15 protein-coding genes are annotated in these 15724 nt (G+C 43.0%); 11 read left to right on the top strand and 4 right to left on the bottom strand.

From position 1 onward, the window contains the following. Positions 1-3: 3 nt before the first annotated feature. Positions 4-198, top strand: a complete 195-nt coding sequence (locus P7J58_RS01310; protein WP_029943370.1) for a hypothetical protein — start codon at positions 4-6, stop codon at positions 196-198. A 94-nt stretch (positions 199-292) separates the two neighbouring features. Here P7J58_RS01310 and P7J58_RS01305 read toward each other — a convergent pair whose 3' ends face one another. Together P7J58_RS01305 and P7J58_RS01300 are read right to left on the bottom strand one after the other, a co-directional pair. Continuing rightward, positions 293-634, bottom strand: a complete 342-nt coding sequence (locus tag P7J58_RS01305; protein ID WP_408555414.1) for a type II toxin-antitoxin system RelE/ParE family toxin — start codon at positions 632-634, stop codon at positions 293-295. Then, a complete protein-coding gene (locus P7J58_RS01300; protein WP_408555415.1) occupies positions 624-911 on the bottom strand; it encodes a type II toxin-antitoxin system RelB/DinJ family antitoxin in 288 nt (95 codons plus the stop codon). The genes P7J58_RS01305 and P7J58_RS01300 overlap by 11 nt, the downstream gene beginning before the upstream one ends. A gap of 1180 nt (positions 912-2091) precedes the next feature. Between P7J58_RS01300 and P7J58_RS01295 the strand changes: the two genes are divergently transcribed. Together P7J58_RS01295 and P7J58_RS01290 are read left to right on the top strand one after the other, a co-directional pair. Continuing rightward, the gene (locus P7J58_RS01295; RefSeq protein ID WP_408555417.1) at positions 2092-2766 is read left to right on the top strand and encodes a CPBP family intramembrane glutamic endopeptidase; all 675 of its coding nucleotides are present in this window, start codon (positions 2092-2094) and stop codon (positions 2764-2766) included. Between the two features lie 362 nt (positions 2767-3128). Continuing rightward, positions 3129-3404: a hypothetical protein gene (locus P7J58_RS01290; protein WP_408555419.1), complete on the top strand. Its 276-nt coding sequence runs from the start codon at positions 3129-3131 to the stop codon at positions 3402-3404. Positions 3405-3417: 13 nt separating this feature from the next. On the opposite strand, the gene P7J58_RS01285 is transcribed toward P7J58_RS01290, so the two are convergent. Next, the gene (locus tag P7J58_RS01285) at positions 3418-4077 is read right to left on the bottom strand and encodes a metal-dependent transcriptional regulator (RefSeq protein WP_408555420.1); all 660 of its coding nucleotides are present in this window, start codon (positions 4075-4077) and stop codon (positions 3418-3420) included. Positions 4078-4202: 125 nt separating this feature from the next. Here P7J58_RS01285 and P7J58_RS01280 point away from each other — a divergent pair, with 125 nt between their 5' ends. Continuing rightward, on the top strand, positions 4203-5126 hold the full coding sequence (locus tag P7J58_RS01280; protein WP_408555421.1) for a metal ABC transporter solute-binding protein, Zn/Mn family: 924 nt from the start codon (positions 4203-4205) through the stop codon (positions 5124-5126). A 240-nt stretch (positions 5127-5366) separates the two neighbouring features. Here P7J58_RS01280 and P7J58_RS01275 read toward each other — a convergent pair whose 3' ends face one another. Continuing rightward, positions 5367-5636, bottom strand: coding sequence for a hypothetical protein (locus P7J58_RS01275; protein ID WP_408555422.1), 270 nt, complete (start codon positions 5634-5636; stop codon positions 5367-5369). Between the two features lie 42 nt (positions 5637-5678). Here P7J58_RS01275 and P7J58_RS01270 point away from each other — a divergent pair, with 42 nt between their 5' ends. The 7 genes from P7J58_RS01270 to P7J58_RS01240 all read left to right on the top strand — a co-directional run bounded on the left by P7J58_RS01270 (position 5679) and on the right by P7J58_RS01240 (position 15722). Beyond that, positions 5679-6449 carry a metal ABC transporter ATP-binding protein gene (locus P7J58_RS01270; RefSeq protein WP_009910969.1) on the top strand — a complete coding sequence of 257 codons (771 nt, stop codon included), beginning with the start codon at positions 5679-5681 and terminating at the stop codon, positions 6447-6449. Then, positions 6442-7302: a metal ABC transporter permease gene (locus P7J58_RS01265; RefSeq protein WP_029177229.1), complete on the top strand. Its 861-nt coding sequence runs from the start codon at positions 6442-6444 to the stop codon at positions 7300-7302. Before P7J58_RS01270 ends, P7J58_RS01265 begins: the two co-directional genes overlap by 8 nt. Further along, complete coding sequence (locus tag P7J58_RS01260) at positions 7295-8134, top strand: metal ABC transporter permease (protein WP_408555423.1); 840 nt, start codon at positions 7295-7297, stop codon at positions 8132-8134. The genes P7J58_RS01265 and P7J58_RS01260 overlap by 8 nt, the downstream gene beginning before the upstream one ends. Positions 8135-8189: 55 nt before the next feature. Further along, positions 8190-10082, top strand: a complete 1893-nt coding sequence (locus P7J58_RS01255) for a M13 family metallopeptidase (protein ID WP_408555425.1) — start codon at positions 8190-8192, stop codon at positions 10080-10082. 102 nt (positions 10083-10184) lie between these two features. Then, positions 10185-12686: a leucine--tRNA ligase gene (leuS, locus tag P7J58_RS01250; protein WP_408555426.1), complete on the top strand. Its 2502-nt coding sequence runs from the start codon at positions 10185-10187 to the stop codon at positions 12684-12686. 260 nt (positions 12687-12946) lie between these two features. Then, positions 12947-14335 carry a 6-phospho-beta-glucosidase gene (locus P7J58_RS01245; RefSeq protein ID WP_408555427.1) on the top strand — a complete coding sequence of 463 codons (1389 nt, stop codon included), beginning with the start codon at positions 12947-12949 and terminating at the stop codon, positions 14333-14335. Beyond that, on the top strand, positions 14322-15722 hold the full coding sequence (locus tag P7J58_RS01240; RefSeq protein ID WP_408555428.1) for a glycoside hydrolase family 1 protein: 1401 nt from the start codon (positions 14322-14324) through the stop codon (positions 15720-15722). Before P7J58_RS01245 ends, P7J58_RS01240 begins: the two co-directional genes overlap by 14 nt. Positions 15723-15724 lie beyond the last annotated feature (2 nt).

Here is a 15724-nt window from a genome sequence, read left to right as displayed (position 1 = left end):
GTTATGACAATGATGGAAAAATTAGATAAAAAATACCAAGAATTTGAAACAGCTTATGAGTCTTCCTCGTTTGCAATGAAATTCTTGGTCTGGGTAGGAGTAGCTCTGACCTTGATGACACTTGGATCAGTTCTTGTACCAGCGATTTATTCTGCAGGGCAAGAATTCGGGGAATTTCTATATTCTGTTTTTGGATGAGAGAGTGGTAGAAAATAAAATGAAAAAAGCTGAGCAATCAGCTTTTTGTTTACACTCGTTTCGTTAGACTTGTTGAAGGTGGGGGAGTTGCTCGTTATTTGAGGGTTTGCTTGAATAGATTGTCTAGGTTGTTTAGGTAGTCTGTCCTTGCTCCTCTAATGCGAAGGATATCTACACGAGAGTCACGAATCAAATAGAAGATGAGATGCTGTTTTCCAGGAATCATCCGTGTTTTTCCTTCTGGGAATAATGCTCGTCCCAGACGAGCATCGAGGTCAATATATCCCTCTGGAAATATTTCTAAGGTCAAGATAGCTGTGCTCAGAGATGCAAGCACCTTTCGAGCACTTGATTCTGAAAATTCACGGACATAATACTGGTAGATTTCCTCTAAATCTTGTTCGGCTTTAGCAGATAAATGTACTTCATAGACCATATTTGGCGAATACCTCACGAGCAGGTGTCGTGTTTCCAGATAAAACTTCTTGGTAGCCTTCATCAAGCTCTGCAATCAACTCATCTAGAAAAGCCTCTGCACGTGCCTCTTCTACCGTTTTTATTGGCAAATCTTGCTCTTCAACCATTCTTTCTACAAATAAATTAAGAGCATCAGAAAGGGTCATATCTTTTTCTGATAAGATTATTTTTGCTTGTTCCAATAATTGTGCATTTACTCTAAAATTATATTGTCTATCCCTAACCAATCCTGCCATTGTCTTCGACTCCAAATTCTAATATGTATAATAATAGTGTAGCTATTTGTTTTACATCTGTCAAGCGATAATCTGGTACTGAATATCTTGGATAATATCCGGTGACTTCGAAAAAATGGTCATTCATTACAAAATAACGACCGTTCGTGACATGAATGAAAAAATTGGGGTGAGTTAGATTATACTAAAATAGGAAAAAACAATTGTGTGGCAGTAATATACACTGGAGGTACTATATGAAGGAAAATAATTCAAGGAAAAAAGAATTGATATTCTTTCGATTTTGGGCTGGTCAACTTCCTCTAATTGTTTTATTTGTTCTCTATATGATGAGAGAGGTCATATCTCTTCAAACCTTATGGTGTGTGACAATTGGAATGTGTATGTCTACTTCTTTCGTCGTCAATTATTATTTTATGAAAGAAGTAAGAAAGCAGGGAGAACATACAGTGTGGGAGCCTACTTTGTACTTGCAACAGTTAGGTTTCATAGTCTTATTTTCAATCATAGGACTAGTAAGTTTGTATAGAGGTTTGACTGCAGAATATTTCTACCAGAAAATAATCGGTTTTATCGGATTCATTATAGCAATTACTTTTTTAATCTTGCTCTGTTGAGGAATTCGTGCTATGAAAGATTGGAAAAAGAATAAGTAGTATTTGAAATAACATCTAGTAAAAACAGTTTAATAACAGTGACAGGAGGGATAAATGGTTGATTTTTTTAGCTTCCATTTTGCAGTGAATTTATGAATAGAAAGCTATTATTTTTTACTTTATTTTTTATGAACATTTCCATAGTTGTCTATTATTACCTCGAAAGTAAGGCGCTTTCTGTAAAAGACTGGATTATTATTGGCACTTGGTTGATTATTTTGAGTCAAATCAATAAAAATGCTAAATAAATGGAGTGTCGCTTGACAATACATTAGAAACAAGAAAAATTAGGATTAAAATATCTGAAGAAAGTATGGGATAAGAATATGAAAATGCTAAAATTGACAACTATTATTCCCTTGTTTGTACTATTAATGATGGGCATACTAAACTTGTTTCGAGTGACAGACTACTTGCGATATATTTTAAATATACTGGGGTTAGTAGGAATATTAATTCTAAGTTATCATACGTATAAAAAGAACACTCGGAATTAGTTGTAATAGATAAAAAATGAGTAGAATATGAAAATAATAAAATCAATCGGTTTAGCAGTGGGTACCTTGCTGCTCACTTTGCTCATTCAACTTCCAGTTTATGTGGGGATAACAGTCTTTCAAGAGAATGTGCTTTTAAAACTTGCAGTCATGATAGGTCTTGGTCTTGCAATATTGGCACTACTTTCTGTTATCAGACGAGGAATGGTGAAGAATCAAGTCTTTTCAAGAGAGAAGCTGAATATTTTAAAAATAGTCGGAATGACAGCACTGGTATTTACGGGTCAAACTTGCCTGAACCTCCTTTGGCAGTATTTGGGTCTTAGTCCTAGTGATTCTAACGCCTTGGATACAGTCAATCAGTTAAATTCAGACAATTTTGGGGTGATAGCTCTCTCAGTTGTCTTGTTTGCTCCAGTTTTAGAAGAATTTCTTTACAGAGGGATTTTGTTAGAAAAGACAGCCCAGTATTTTCCTAAGTATCCTCAAATGGTCATCGTATTTTCTGCCCTTCTATTTGCCTATTGTCATACTTGGAGCTTTTCGGTGGCATTTTTTGGTCACTTTATCACAGGGGCTTATCTGGGCTATCTGTATATGTGCAATAGACGAATGACGGATACTATCCTTGCACATAGCTTCTATAATGCCTCCATTTTATTCCTTCAAATTTTATTTGGTTTGGTGCAGATTGGTGGATAAAAATTGACAGTAGACATTTTGGGGAAATGCCTGTATACTGAGAGGAAACGAGGCTGGGCAAAAAGCTCAGCACCGCTTCTCAACGTTAGTGTCAACATCTCAGCGCAGTGGTTGATTGGCAGATTTGTTCGTGTTTTACACTCCAAATCTGACCATTACGACTGTTGCGAACAAAGTTCGCTCTATTTCCAACCTCAAAAGGTTCACTGAACCTTTTGAGCTGTGCGGGGATGGGAGTGAAACAGTCTGGGGATAGACTGTTTCAGCTCAACAAATGGAAATAAGGACTTGTTGACGAACTCTTCTATGAATGGTCGAGTTCTTTCCCACTCCCACTATCAAGTGCAGAGGTGGGCAGAAATATGAGAAAATTTTTTCAAGACCTTAATCAAGAGTATCTGGAAACCAGAAGTTCAGTTGGAGAAGATTGGCTGGAATGGTTGATTCAGAGAAAGATGACCTGGGGCATGCGGTGGGGCTTGGTAGGGATTCTCATGTTTGTCCTACAACCTCTAACCTTTCGTCCACACTTTCTCTTGGGCTGTTTTTATCTAGGTTCTTTTTTGGGTTTGGTATATATCCTAGGGCAACTATTTTTTGTAGCCAGAACTATTTTTCGTAACATGAAGAAAAAATAATCGCTCAGCTTGTTTAGGCTGGGCGATTGCTTTTTTCGATGAATAATTGTTGAGCGATGGCTGTTGGGACGGCGAGCTCTTTGTCCTTGTACTGGATGGTGATGGTTTGGGCAAAGTGGTCGAAGTCTGTGACGGTTAGTAAATCGCCGACAGCTAATTCATGTTGTTCCAAGTACTGAAGGAGTTGATAGAAGTCATGGATACGGACAAGCTGGTAGTTCCCTGTCTCAGTTAGCTGTGACAGCCGTGTCTGGTAGCGTTCGATGAGCGGTTGTCCTGCTTGAGGAATGCTTCCCCCGTGAGGACAAGTTTGAGGCTGTTCCAGTAGCAGGTCTAGGCGATTGATAAAGTGATCTGAAACGGTGTGTTCTAAAATCTCAGCCTCTTCATGGACTTGTTCAGGGGAATAGCCCAGCTGTTCGACCAAAAAGACTTCGATCAGGCGGTGCTTGCGGTAGAGATTGGCTACCATTTCCAAGGCAGTTTGGCTGAGGAGATAACCTGCCTTGGCATCCTTAGAAATGAGTTCTTCGGCTACCATTTTTTTGAGCATTTCAGAAACGGCTGGTGCGGAGAAGGCCATCTTCTCTGCGATGAGTTTATTGGTAATTTTTTGGTCTAATTGACCCAGTTCATAAATACATTTTAGGTAATCTTCTTTGTTTGGTGTCATGAGAACTCGCTTTCTACTGAAACTATTATATCAAAAAATTTAAAAATCAGTTGACAAAATGAATTTTTTAGCTTAATCTAATTATATAGTTAGGCATGCTTAATAAAAATAAAAGGAGAACCTATATGAAGAAAATATTGTTCAGTTTTGCTCTGCTATTGTCCCTAATAGGACTAGGAGCCTGTCGTTCAACGCAAAGCCCAGAGGCTGCCAGCAAGCCGCGAGTGGCTGTCACAACCTCTTTCCTCAATGATATGGTCTACCAGCTGGCAGGTGATGAGGTGGAACGTGATTTGCTGATTCCAGCAGGAGAAGACCCTCATTTGTACGTAGCCAAATCTAGTGATTTATCAAAATTACAAAAGGCTGACCTTGTTCTCTACCACGGTTTGCACTTTGAAGGTAAAATGGTTGAAGCTTTGGAGAAGACCGGAGTAGCTGTTTCTAAAAACTTTAATGCAAAAGATTTGAATACGATGGATGAGGATGGAGAAGAGATTGTCGATCCGCACTTCTGGTTTTCAATTCCCTTGTACAAGTCAGCTGTAGCTGTAGCTTCAGAGGAACTACAAAAACTCTTACCTGCTAAAGCTGAGATGATTCAGAAAAATGCAGAAAAATACCAAGCGCAGCTAGATGATTTGCATGCCTGGGTAGAAAAAGAATTAAGTGTGATTCCAAAAGAAAGTCGCTATTTGGTAACACCACATGATGCCTTTAATTACTTTGCTGCTAGTTATGACTTCACTCTCTATGCTCCTCAAGGCGTGAGCACCGACTCAGAAGTGGCTAACAGTGACATGATTGAGACAGTTAACCTAATCATTGACCATAATATCAAGGCTATCTTTACAGAGTCTACAACTAATCCAGAACGCATGGAGAAATTGCAAGAGGCAGTAAAAGCCAAAGGCGGTCAGGTTGAAGTTGTTACTGGCGAAGGTAAGGAGTTATTCTCAGATTCTTTGGCACCAGAAGGCGAGGAAGGGGATACCTTTATCGACATGTACAAACATAATGTTAAACTGATGGTTAAATATCTAAAATAGTAGAGGTCGAACGGGCTTGCTATCCAATGAAGACTAGAGATATTACCGAAGATAGAGTTGATAGGTACCAATATGAGGGATAATCAATTGTTTCGAGCACAAGCAGTATAGGACTCTTTCTATAGGAGGTGGCAACGCTTGGGGGAGGATAGGCGTTAGTAGCAAATCACACCAGTTATTGAGGTCCTTGACTAGAAATACCGCTTGTAGACCTCGATGATCTTGGTTCACAGCGGGACTTTATATATCAGTAGTCTGTGCGTGAACAGGGATTTCAAATGAGTAGTAAAAAGGACTCGGTCTAGGTCGAGTTCTTTCCGTTTTTGGACCATTTTTAACAGATTTATAAACATACGATTGAAGGAAGCATTGGTGCTCTACGAAAATCAAATTCATGTACTGATGTGTTGAAATAAGCGATGTATAGGGTTTGCCAGCAATTTGTTGGTACGGTATCTTAATCTTATCGACTTTCTCAGCTTGGTAGGTTGGTCTGATTTTGATTTTCATTGAGTATGAATGAGGTATATCATTTTTAAAATAGGAGGAAATATGTCGGCAATCATTGAATTAAAAGATGTCAATTTAGCATATACAGCCAGCCAGACCATGGCTTTAGAAGATGTCAATTTGGTAATTCCCAGAGGGAGTCGGACGGCTATTGTTGGACCAAATGGTGCTGGGAAGTCCAGTCTATTCAAGGTCATTTTGGGGTTGGAAAAACCTGACACAGGACAGGTTCGCTTGCTTGGCCAGGAGGCAGGTCTAGAGAGATTGATTGCTCAAAAAGTAGCCTATATTCCCCAGTCCAGTCAAGTAAATTGGCAATTTCCTGCAACAGTTTTTGAAATTGTTCTGATGGGACGCTTCGCTCATAGTAAGGGGATGTTTAGAAGACCGACTAAGGCTGATAGACAGATTGTTGAGCAGGCTCTAGAACGGTTAAAAATTGCGGATTTACGCCATCGTCAGATTGATCAGCTTTCAGGTGGGCAGCGTCAGCGGGTCTTTCTAGCTAGAGCCCTGGCACAGGAAGCAGAATTGTATCTTATGGATGAGCCTCTGGCAGGGATTGATCAGGCAACAGAAATCATGATCATGGATATGCTCAAGGAGTTCCAATGTGAAGGGAAAACTTCCATTGTCATTCATCATGACTTAACGACGCTGGATGCCTACTTTGATCACCTTGTCTGGCTTCATAAGCATGTGATTGACTCTGGTCCGATGGATGAGACTTTGACAAGTGAGAATTATCAGGCGACCTACGGCATAGGAAATGGGCTGTTTTTAGGAAATGCCAAAGGAGGCAGTCATGTTTGAGGTTTTCAAAGAGTATTCTTTCTGGACAGTTGCTTTAGGGACCGTCAGCCTAGCTGTAGCAGCCAGCACTATCGGAAGTATATCTGTTCTTACTAAACAGAGTTTGCTTGGGGATGCTCTTGGGCATGCTTCTTATCCTGGAGTGATTGTCTCTTTCATGATTTTTCAGTCGCGACATCCTCTCTACTTGCTGTTAGGAGCAGTGTTGTCAGGCTACCTTTCTTATGCACTTGTCCATTGGTTGCGTCGAAAAGGTGGTCACAGCCTAGTCAATGCCCTTTCATTGGTGTCTGCGTCTTTCTTTGGTTTGGGAATGGTCTTAAAAAATGCTATTCAGGGAAATGAAGCCTTTGCAGGGGCTTCCCAAGCTGGATTGCAAACCTATCTATTTGGACAGGCAGCCTTTATTCAGCTGGATGATGTGATACTCATCGGAATTATTTCACTATTGGCTTTGGTATTGTTTGCTTTCTTTTATCAAGACTATAAGCTATATCTGTTTGATCAAACTTTTGCAAGGGTTATTGGTGTTCGTGTAAAGTACTTGCAGCAGTTGACGATGTTTTTGATGATTTGCCTAATTGCAGTAGGATTAAAGTTAGTCGGAGCTATTTTGATGAGTAGTTTTTTGATTGCACCAGCTGTCTTTGGCTTGGTGCTGGGAAAATCGTATCATAAGAGTCTGTTACTGGCAGGAATCGTTGCAATTGGGTCGGCTTTCGTAGGGACCTGGATTAGCTCCAGTGTATCTGGTTTGTCGACTGGACCGACTATTATCGTCTGTCTGACAGGTCTGACCCTGTCTGCATTTGTGTATGTTACCTATGTCAGAAAGGAGAATGGTCGTGTTTGAAGTATTACTCATTTTGATGGTTATTGCTAGTTCTTGTGGCTTGCTCGGCTCGATACTGGTTGTAAAAAATCAATCGATGTTGGCAGATGCGCTATCGCATTCTGTCTTGCTTGGGATTGTTCTGGGATTTTTTATTAGTCATAGTTTGGATTCGCCGTTGCTAATAGTTGGTGCCAGTCTGTTTGGGTTATTATCGGTTCTTGCCATTGACCGTCTGCATAGTCGAAAGATAGCGCATGATGCCGCAACAGGTCTAGTTTTTTCTCTCTTTTTTGCGGTGGCGGTTTTGCTTATTTCTCTTTTTGCTCGCAATGTTCACTTGGATGTGGATCTGATTTTGCAGGGGGAAGTACTTTTTGCTCCGCTCCATCGTATGGATGTTCTAGGCTGGTCACTCCCTGTTAGTCTGGTCAAGTCGAGTTTGGCTTGGTTGGTTATTGTTCTATTTTTTGCTTGGGCTTACTATCGTTTACAAGTGTATCTATTTGACAGCAACCATGCTCGTTTGTCTGGCTTGCGAACAAGGATTTTAGAAATGGTTATTTTGATTCTAGTTTCCTTAACTACTGTTCTGGCCTTTGAAGCGGTCGGCTCGATGACTGTTATTGTTTTCTTGGTGGCACCAAGTATGGCTGCCCTACGTTGGGTCAAATCCTTTTGGCAATTGCTTCTTTTAGGGCAAGGTATCGCTATTTTAACGGTTGTGCTAGGTCTTTTAGTGGCCAATCAACTGGATTTAACCATGTCAGGGACCTGTGCCGTTGTCAGCCTTCTTGTGGTTTGTTCGAGTATTATTCTAAAAAATACTTGGTCATGGTCACCTGATAAGTGAAATTGTCAGAATTTTTTGTTATTATAGTCATTAGGAAAGACAAAGGAGAAAATCAATGACACGTTTACAAGATGATTTTTACGAATACGTCAATGGTGAATGGGCAAAAACAGCCGTGATTCCAGACGATAAGCCAAGAACAGGTGGTTTCTCAGACCTGGCGGACGAGATTGAAAAGCTCATGATTGACACGACAAACGCATGGTTGGCGGGAGAAAATGTCCCAGAAGATAGCGTTTTGCAAAACTTTGTAGCCTTCCACAAGCAAGTGGCTGACTATGAAACCCGTGACCGTTTGGGAGCAGAGCCAGCACAAGCCTTGATTGCAGAGTACAAGGCACTCAACTCTTTCGAAGAATTTACCAGCAAGTTGGCGGAATACGAGTTGGCAGGCAAGCCAAACCTCATGCCTTTCGGTGTGGCACCTGACTTTATGGATGCGACCACCAATGTTCTTTGGGCAGATTCTCTGGGCATTATCCTGCCAGATACGACCTACTATGAGGAAGGGCATGAAAAAGGAGCAGAGTTGCTCAAAACGTGGAGAGAGAGCCAAGAAGCTCTCCTACCAAAATTTGGTTTTAGCGATGCAGAAATCAAGGACCTTTTGGACAAGCGTTTGGAACTAGATGCCACGATTGCCAAGTATGCTCTGTCAAATGAAGAAGGTTCTGAGTACGCCAAACTTTACCACCCGTACGAGTGGGCAGATTTTACTGCCTTGGCACCAGAGTTGCCTTTGGATGATTTCTTCACAGCGATTTTAGGTCAAACACCAGACAAGATTATCGTGCCTGAGGAACGTTTCTGGCAGGCTGCCAAGGACATTTACAGTGCGGATAATTGGGAACTTTTGAAGGCGACCTTGATTTTGAAAGCGGCAGGAGCTTATACAGCCTTCCTGTCGGATGAAATCCGCATCTTGTCAGGAGCCTACAGCCGTGCTCTTTCTGGTACACCGCAGGCTCAAAATCAGGAAAAAGCAGCCTACAACTTGGCACAAGGCTACTTTAACCAAGCCCTCGGTCTTTGGTATGCTGGAGAAAAATTCTCACCAGAAGCCAAGGCTGATGTGGAAGCAAAAGTTGCCAAGATGATTGAGGTCTACAAATCTCGTTTGGAAACGGCAGACTGGTTGGCTCAGGAAACGCGTGACAAAGCCATTGTCAAGCTCAATGTCATCAAGCCTTACATCGGCTATCCAGAAGCCTTGCCAGAGCGTTATTATAAGAAGATTGTTGACCCAGGCAAGTCCTTGGTGGAAAATGCTATCGAACTAAACAAGATTGACATTGCTCATGGTTGGAGCAAGTGGAACAAGCCTGTGGACATTAAGGAATGGGGCATGCCAGCCCACATGGTCAACGCCTACTACAATCCACAGAAGAACTTGATTGTCTTCCCAGCAGCCATTTTGCAGGCACCATTCTACTCTCTGGAGCAGTCTTCATCAGCTAACTACGGCGGTATCGGTGCGGTTATTGCCCACGAGATTTCCCATGCCTTTGACTCAAATGGTGCTTCCTTTGATGAGCATGGTAGCTTGAATAACTGGTGGACAGAGGAAGACTATGCTGCCTTTGAGGCCCGTACCCAGCAGGTTATTGACCAGTTTGAGGGTCAGGATTCTTACGGTGCCAAAATCAATGGTAAATTGACCGTGTCAGAAAACATTGCCGACCTTGGTGGGATTGCAGCAGCTCTTGAAGCAGCCAAGTCAGAAGATGACTTCTCCGCAGAGGAATTCTTCACTAACTTTGCTCGTATCTGGCGAATGAAGGCCCGTCCTGAGTTCATGCAGATGTTGGCAAGTGTAGATGTCCACGCACCAGGTCATCTACGTACCAACATCCAGTTGCCAAACTTCGATGAATTCCATGAAACATTTGGCGTTCAAGAAGGCGACGGCATGTGGCGTGCCAAAGAAGACCGTGTGATTATTTGGTAAAAACGGGAAAACAGCTAGTGAAAACTGGCTGTTTTTGTCTTTCCCAATTCCCTAAAAACGTGATATAATAGTAAAGATAATTTATTGACATGGAGAAATGACATGAGCTTCTACAATCACAAGGAAATCGAGCCCAAATGGCAGGAATTTTGGGCAAAAAATCATACTTTTAAGACGGGAACAGATGCGGCTAAGCCAAACTTTTATGCCCTAGATATGTTCCCTTATCCGTCTGGTGCAGGCTTGCACGTTGGTCACCCTGAGGGCTATACTGCAACCGATATTCTTAGTCGTTACAAGCGTGCCCAAGGCTACAACGTCCTTCACCCAATGGGTTGGGATGCCTTTGGTTTGCCAGCGGAGCAATACGCTATGGACACGGGAAATGACCCAGCTGACTTTACGGCGGAAAATATTGCCAACTTCAAACGTCAGATTAACGCCCTTGGCTTTTCTTATGACTGGGACCGCGAGGTCAATACGACAGACCCTAACTACTACAAGTGGACTCAGTGGATTTTCACCAAGTTGTATGAAAAAGGCCTAGCCTATGAGGCAGAAGTGCCTGTCAACTGGGTAGAAGAATTGGGAACAGCTATTGCCAACGAAGAGGTTCTTCCTGACGGAACATCTGAACGTGGTGGCTACCCTGTTGTCCGCAAGCCAATGCGTCAATGGATGTTGAAAATCACTGCCTATGCAGAACGCTTGCTCAATGACCTAGAAGAAGTTGATTGGCCAGAGTCAATCAAGGACATGCAACGCAACTGGATCGGCAAGTCAACCGGTGCCAATGTGACTTTCAAGATTAAGGACACAGACAAGGACTTCACAGTCTTTACCACTCGTCCTGATACTCTTTTTGGTGCGACCTACGCAGTTCTTGCTCCTGAGCATGACTTGGTAGATAGTATCACATCAGCTGAACAAGCAGAAGCTGTGGCAGAGTACAAACGCCAAGCCTCTCTCAAATCAGACCTGGCTCGTACTGACTTGGCTAAAGACAAGACAGGTGTTTGGACTGGTGCCTACGCCATCAACCCTGTTAATAACAAAGAAATTCCAATCTGGATTGCGGACTATGTGCTGGCAAGTTACGGAACAGGTGCTATCATGGCCGTTCCCGCTCATGATGAGCGTGACTGGGCATTTGCCAAACAGTTTGGTTTGGACATCATTCCAGTTTTGGAAGGTGGCAATGTAGAAGAAGCGCCTTACACAGAAGATGGTGCCCACATCAATTCAGACTTCCTAGACGGTCTGAATAAGGAAGAAGCCATTGCCAAAATGGTGGCTTGGTTGGAAGAAAATGGTCTCGGTCAGGAGAAAATTTCCTACCGCCTCCGTGACTGGCTCTTCAGCCGTCAACGTTATTGGGGTGAGCCGATTCCAATCATCCACTGGGAAGACGGTACTTCCACAGCAGTCCCAGAAAATGAGTTACCTCTGGTATTGCCAAAAACCTCAGACATCAAGCCTTCAGGTACAGGCGAATCACCGCTTGCTAACCTGACAGACTGGTTGGAAGTGGTGCGTGAAGACGGGGTTAAAGGTCGCCGTGAGACCAACACTATGCCACAATGGGCGGGCTCTAGCTGGTACTACCTCCGCTACATCGACCCGCACAACGATGAGAAATTGGCAGACGAAGAGATTCTCAAGGCTTGGTTGCCAGTGGACATCTACATCGGTGGTGCTGAGCACGCAGTCCTTCACTTGCTTTATGCTCGCTTCTGGCATAAGTTCCTTTACGACCTCGGTGTTGTGCCGACTAAAGAGCCATTCCAAAAACTCTTTAACCAAGGGATGATTTTGGGAACTAGCTATCGCGACAGCCGTGGTGCGCTTGTAGCGACCGACAAGGTGGAAAAACGCGACGGATCCTTCTTCAACATCGAAACTGGTGAGGAGTTGGAGCAGGCACCTGCTAAGATGTCTAAGTCTCTTAAAAACGTGGTTAACCCAGATGATGTGGTCGAGCAGTTTGGTGCGGATACCCTCCGTGTTTACGAGATGTTCATGGGCCCACTTGATGCGTCAATCGCCTGGTCAGAAGAAGGTCTCGAGGGCAGCCGTAAGTTCCTTGACCGTGTCTACCGCCTGATTACAACGAAGGAAATTTCTTCGGAAAATAGCGGAGCGCTTGATAAAGTCTACAATGAAACTGTGAAGACAGTGACTGAGCATATTGAAGACCTGAAATTCAACACGGCTATCGCCCAGCTCATGATTTTTGTCAACGCGGCCAACAAAGAAGATAAGCTCTATGTCAAATATGCCAAAGGCTTTGTCCAATTGATTGCTCCATTTGCACCACACTTGGCAGAAGAACTCTGGCAGGGTCTGGTAGCAACAGGCCAGTCAATCAGCTACGTCGCATGGCCAATATATGACGAAAGCAAGCTGGTAGAAAGCGAAGTGGAAATCGTTGTCCAAATCAAGGGTAAAGTAAAAGCTCGCTTGACTGTAGCCAAAGACCTAGCACCAGCTGAACTTGAAAAAGTTGCCCTTGCAGATGAAAAAGTCCAAGCTGAAATCGCTGGTCAAACAGTGGTGAAGGTGATTGTTGTTGTAAACAAACTCGTCAATATCGTTATCAAGTAACGATTGCCTCGTTTGTTTGTCCATTTCCAACCTCCAACAGCCTATCCGTAGACTGTTGGAGCCAACTAAATTGGTGAATATTGTTGTGAAGTAACCAAATTAGTGAATATCCTAGCGAAATAAATGTAAATAACAAGAAAACGACTTCCGTATTGGAGGTCGTTTTTGGCTGTCTTGAGGGGAGTTTCCTTTATATTACGGAAAAAGACAGGAAGTGTACGCGTTTACAAAAGGTAGAAACAGGAATATAATAAGAATATATGAATAAAAAAGGAGAACAGGTCGTGAAATCAATCAAATTAGTCACACTCGGTGGCGAATCGAGCTATACTCCTGAGCTAGTTGAAGGTATGATTTTGCGGCATCAGCAACTACCCATCCGAGAATGGTGGTTTGTAGATGTTGAAGCTGGGGTGGAAAAGCAGAAGATAGTTGTTGATTTGGCACGTCGAATGGTCAGAAAGGCTGGATTAGACTGGAAAATAGAGGAGACACTGGATCGAAGGGCTGCTTTGAAGGGAGCAGACTTTGTGACATCTCAGTTCCGAGTTGGTCAGTTACAGGCACGCTATATCGATGAGACAATTCCTCTGAGTCATGGTCTACTTGGACAGGAAACCAATGGGGCAGGCGGCATCTTTAAGGCATTTCGGACCATAGAGGCCTATAAGGGTATTATTGCAGACATGAAAGAGCTGTGTCCAGATGCTTGGTTGATTAATTTTACCAATCCTGCAGGCATAGTAACGGAAGCGATTGTTAATGAACTGCAGTGGAACAGGGTGATTGGCTTATGCAATATTCCGATTGGTCAGAAAAAGACGGCAGCTCAGATTTTGAATCTGCCTGAGGAATCGATTCAAACCAATCATGTTGGATTAAACCATTTCCATTTTCATGAAGTTTGGGATCAAACGGGCCAGAATCGTACTGGTGAGGTCATGGAAGCTTTATACGGTAACTCAAGAGGGAATCAGGAGGTTGTTAAAAATATTACCAATTTAGATTTTTCATTCCCCTTCTTGCAGTCGATTGGTCTGTTGCCCTGTGATTACCACCGTTACTACTTTTTAGAAAAGGAGATGTTGGCAGATACCTTAGACCAGTATCGTCAAGGGAAGGTGCGGGCTCAGGTTGTTCAAGAGGTCGAAGAAGAGTTGTTTGAGCTCTACAGGGATTCAAATTTGGACCGTAAGCCTAAGCAACTGGAGCAACGCGGTGGTGCTTATTATAGCGATGTTGCCTGTCAACTCATTTGTGCTATATACAACGACAGCAAGGAAATTATGACGGTTTCGACGGTTAATAGGGGAGTGATTTCTTATCTGCCAGAGGACTGTGTAGTCGAAGTCTCGTCTGTCATTACTGCCCAGGGTGCGCTTCCTTTGGTATGTCCCAAAACACCGATGGTGGTCAGGGGATACTTGCAGCAAATGAAGCAAATGGAGTTGGCAACTGTTGGGGCTGCAATGACAGGAGACTACGCTTTGGCTTTACAGGCTTTTGCTCTCAATCCTCTGATTCCGAATGGAGAATTGGCAGAGCGTGTCTTACAAGAATTACTAGTGGCACATGAGGCGTACTTGCCACAATTTAGGAGTGTCATCGATCAGATAAAGAAGAAAGGAATTGGTTATGACAGAGGATAAGGTAGTTTATCATTTTCCAGAAGGTTTTTTGTGGGGGACTTCTACATCGGGTCCGCAGAGTGAGGGGACTGAGCTGGGCGATGGAAAAGGACAGAATAATTGGGACTACTGGTACAGCATTGAGCCAGAACGTTTCCATGGGAAAGTAGGTCCAGAGAGGACTTCCACTTTCTATAAGAATTTCAAAAAGGATATCGAGTTATTGGTTGAAACTGGACACATAGTATTTAGGACATCGATTCAGTGGTCGCGGTTATTTCCAAAGGGTGTTGGAGAGGTTAATCAGGAGGCTGTGACTTTTTATCGTTCTGTATTTTCTTTGATAAAAGAAAAAGGGATTCAGCTGTTTGTTAATCTCTATCATTTTGATCTTCCCTATGCTTTACAGGAGCAAGGAGGCTGGGAGAACAAGGATATTGTTTGGGCATATGAAGCCTATGCTCGTACTTGTTTTGAATTGTTTGACGACCTAGTAGATCGTTGGATTACCTTTAATGAGCCGATTGTTCCAGTTGAGTGCGGCTATCTAGGGGATTATCATTATCCTTGTAAGGTGGATGCCAAGGCAGCAGTTGCTGTTGCCTACCATACTCAGTTGGCTAGTTCCTTGGCAGTAAAAGCCTGTCATGAAGTGAATTCGGAGAAGAAAATTGCAATTGTCCTGAATCTGACACCGGCCTATCCTCGAAGTGAGCATCCTGATGATGTCAAGGCAGCTAAAATAGCTGAGCTCTTCCAAACCAAGAGCTTCTTAGATCCTTCTGTATTGGGAGAATACCCGAGGGACTTGGTTGACTTGATTGCGGCATACGGATTGAGTCCTGAAACCAGCGAGGAAGAGCTGGCGATTATTAGGGAAAATCGGGTAGATTTTTTAGGTGTCAACTATTACCAACCCCTTCGTGTACAGGCACCGACAAAGGTCTGGAAAGAGGGAGAGGTTTTGACTCCAGAGCACTTCTTCGCACCTTACGATATGCCAGGGAAAAAAATCAATCCGCATCGAGGTTGGGAAATCTATGAAAAAGGAATCTACGATATCGCAATCAATATTCGGGACCAATACAACAATATTGAGTGGTTAGTCACTGAAAATGGTATGGGAGTAGAGGGTGAAGTGGCTTTTCGGCAAGATGAGGTCATTCAGGATGATTATCGGATTGAATTTATTGAAGATCACTTGATAGAATTACATCGGGCTATTGAGGAAGGGGCTAACTGCAAGGGTTATATGTTGTGGACCTTTATTGATTGTTGGTCTTGGCTCAATGCCTACAAAAATCGTTATGGGCTGGTCGAGTTGGATTTGGAGACTCAGGAGCGTAGGATTAAGAAATCGGGACGTTGGTTTAAGGCGCTGAGTGATGCCAATGGATTTAGTCGTTAGGA

This window comes from Streptococcus suis (assembly GCF_046032535.1).
GTDB classification, from domain to species: Bacteria; Bacillota; Bacilli; order Lactobacillales; family Streptococcaceae; genus Streptococcus; species Streptococcus suis_AK.
This window is presented reverse-complemented; position numbering and strand designations above follow the sequence as displayed.

Excerpts from the sequence above, each read along its gene's own strand:
- P7J58_RS01270 (WP_009910969.1), top strand. The coding sequence starts at position 5,679 with ATGTCGGCAATCATTGAATTAAAAGATGTCAATTTAGCATATACAGCC.
- P7J58_RS01265 (WP_029177229.1), top strand. The coding sequence starts at position 6,442 with ATGTTTGAGGTTTTCAAAGAGTATTCTTTCTGGACAGTTGCTTTAGGG.
- P7J58_RS01295 (WP_408555417.1), top strand. The coding sequence starts at position 2,092 with ATGAAAATAATAAAATCAATCGGTTTAGCAGTGGGTACCTTGCTGCTC.
- P7J58_RS01285 (WP_408555420.1), bottom strand. The coding sequence starts at position 4,077 with ATGACACCAAACAAAGAAGATTACCTAAAATGTATTTATGAACTGGGT.
- P7J58_RS01245 (WP_408555427.1), top strand. The coding sequence starts at position 12,947 with ATGAATAAAAAAGGAGAACAGGTCGTGAAATCAATCAAATTAGTCACA.
- P7J58_RS01290 (WP_408555419.1), top strand. The coding sequence starts at position 3,129 with ATGAGAAAATTTTTTCAAGACCTTAATCAAGAGTATCTGGAAACCAGA.
- P7J58_RS01305 (WP_408555414.1), bottom strand. The coding sequence starts at position 634 with ATGGTCTATGAAGTACATTTATCTGCTAAAGCCGAACAAGATTTAGAG.
- leuS (WP_408555426.1), top strand. The coding sequence starts at position 10,185 with ATGAGCTTCTACAATCACAAGGAAATCGAGCCCAAATGGCAGGAATTT.
- P7J58_RS01240 (WP_408555428.1), top strand. The coding sequence starts at position 14,322 with ATGACAGAGGATAAGGTAGTTTATCATTTTCCAGAAGGTTTTTTGTGG.
- P7J58_RS01300 (WP_408555415.1), bottom strand. The coding sequence starts at position 911 with ATGGCAGGATTGGTTAGGGATAGACAATATAATTTTAGAGTAAATGCA.
- P7J58_RS01280 (WP_408555421.1), top strand. The coding sequence starts at position 4,203 with ATGAAGAAAATATTGTTCAGTTTTGCTCTGCTATTGTCCCTAATAGGA.
- P7J58_RS01275 (WP_408555422.1), bottom strand. The coding sequence starts at position 5,636 with ATGAAAATCAAAATCAGACCAACCTACCAAGCTGAGAAAGTCGATAAG.
- P7J58_RS01255 (WP_408555425.1), top strand. The coding sequence starts at position 8,190 with ATGACACGTTTACAAGATGATTTTTACGAATACGTCAATGGTGAATGG.
- P7J58_RS01310 (WP_029943370.1), top strand. The coding sequence starts at position 4 with ATGACAATGATGGAAAAATTAGATAAAAAATACCAAGAATTTGAAACA.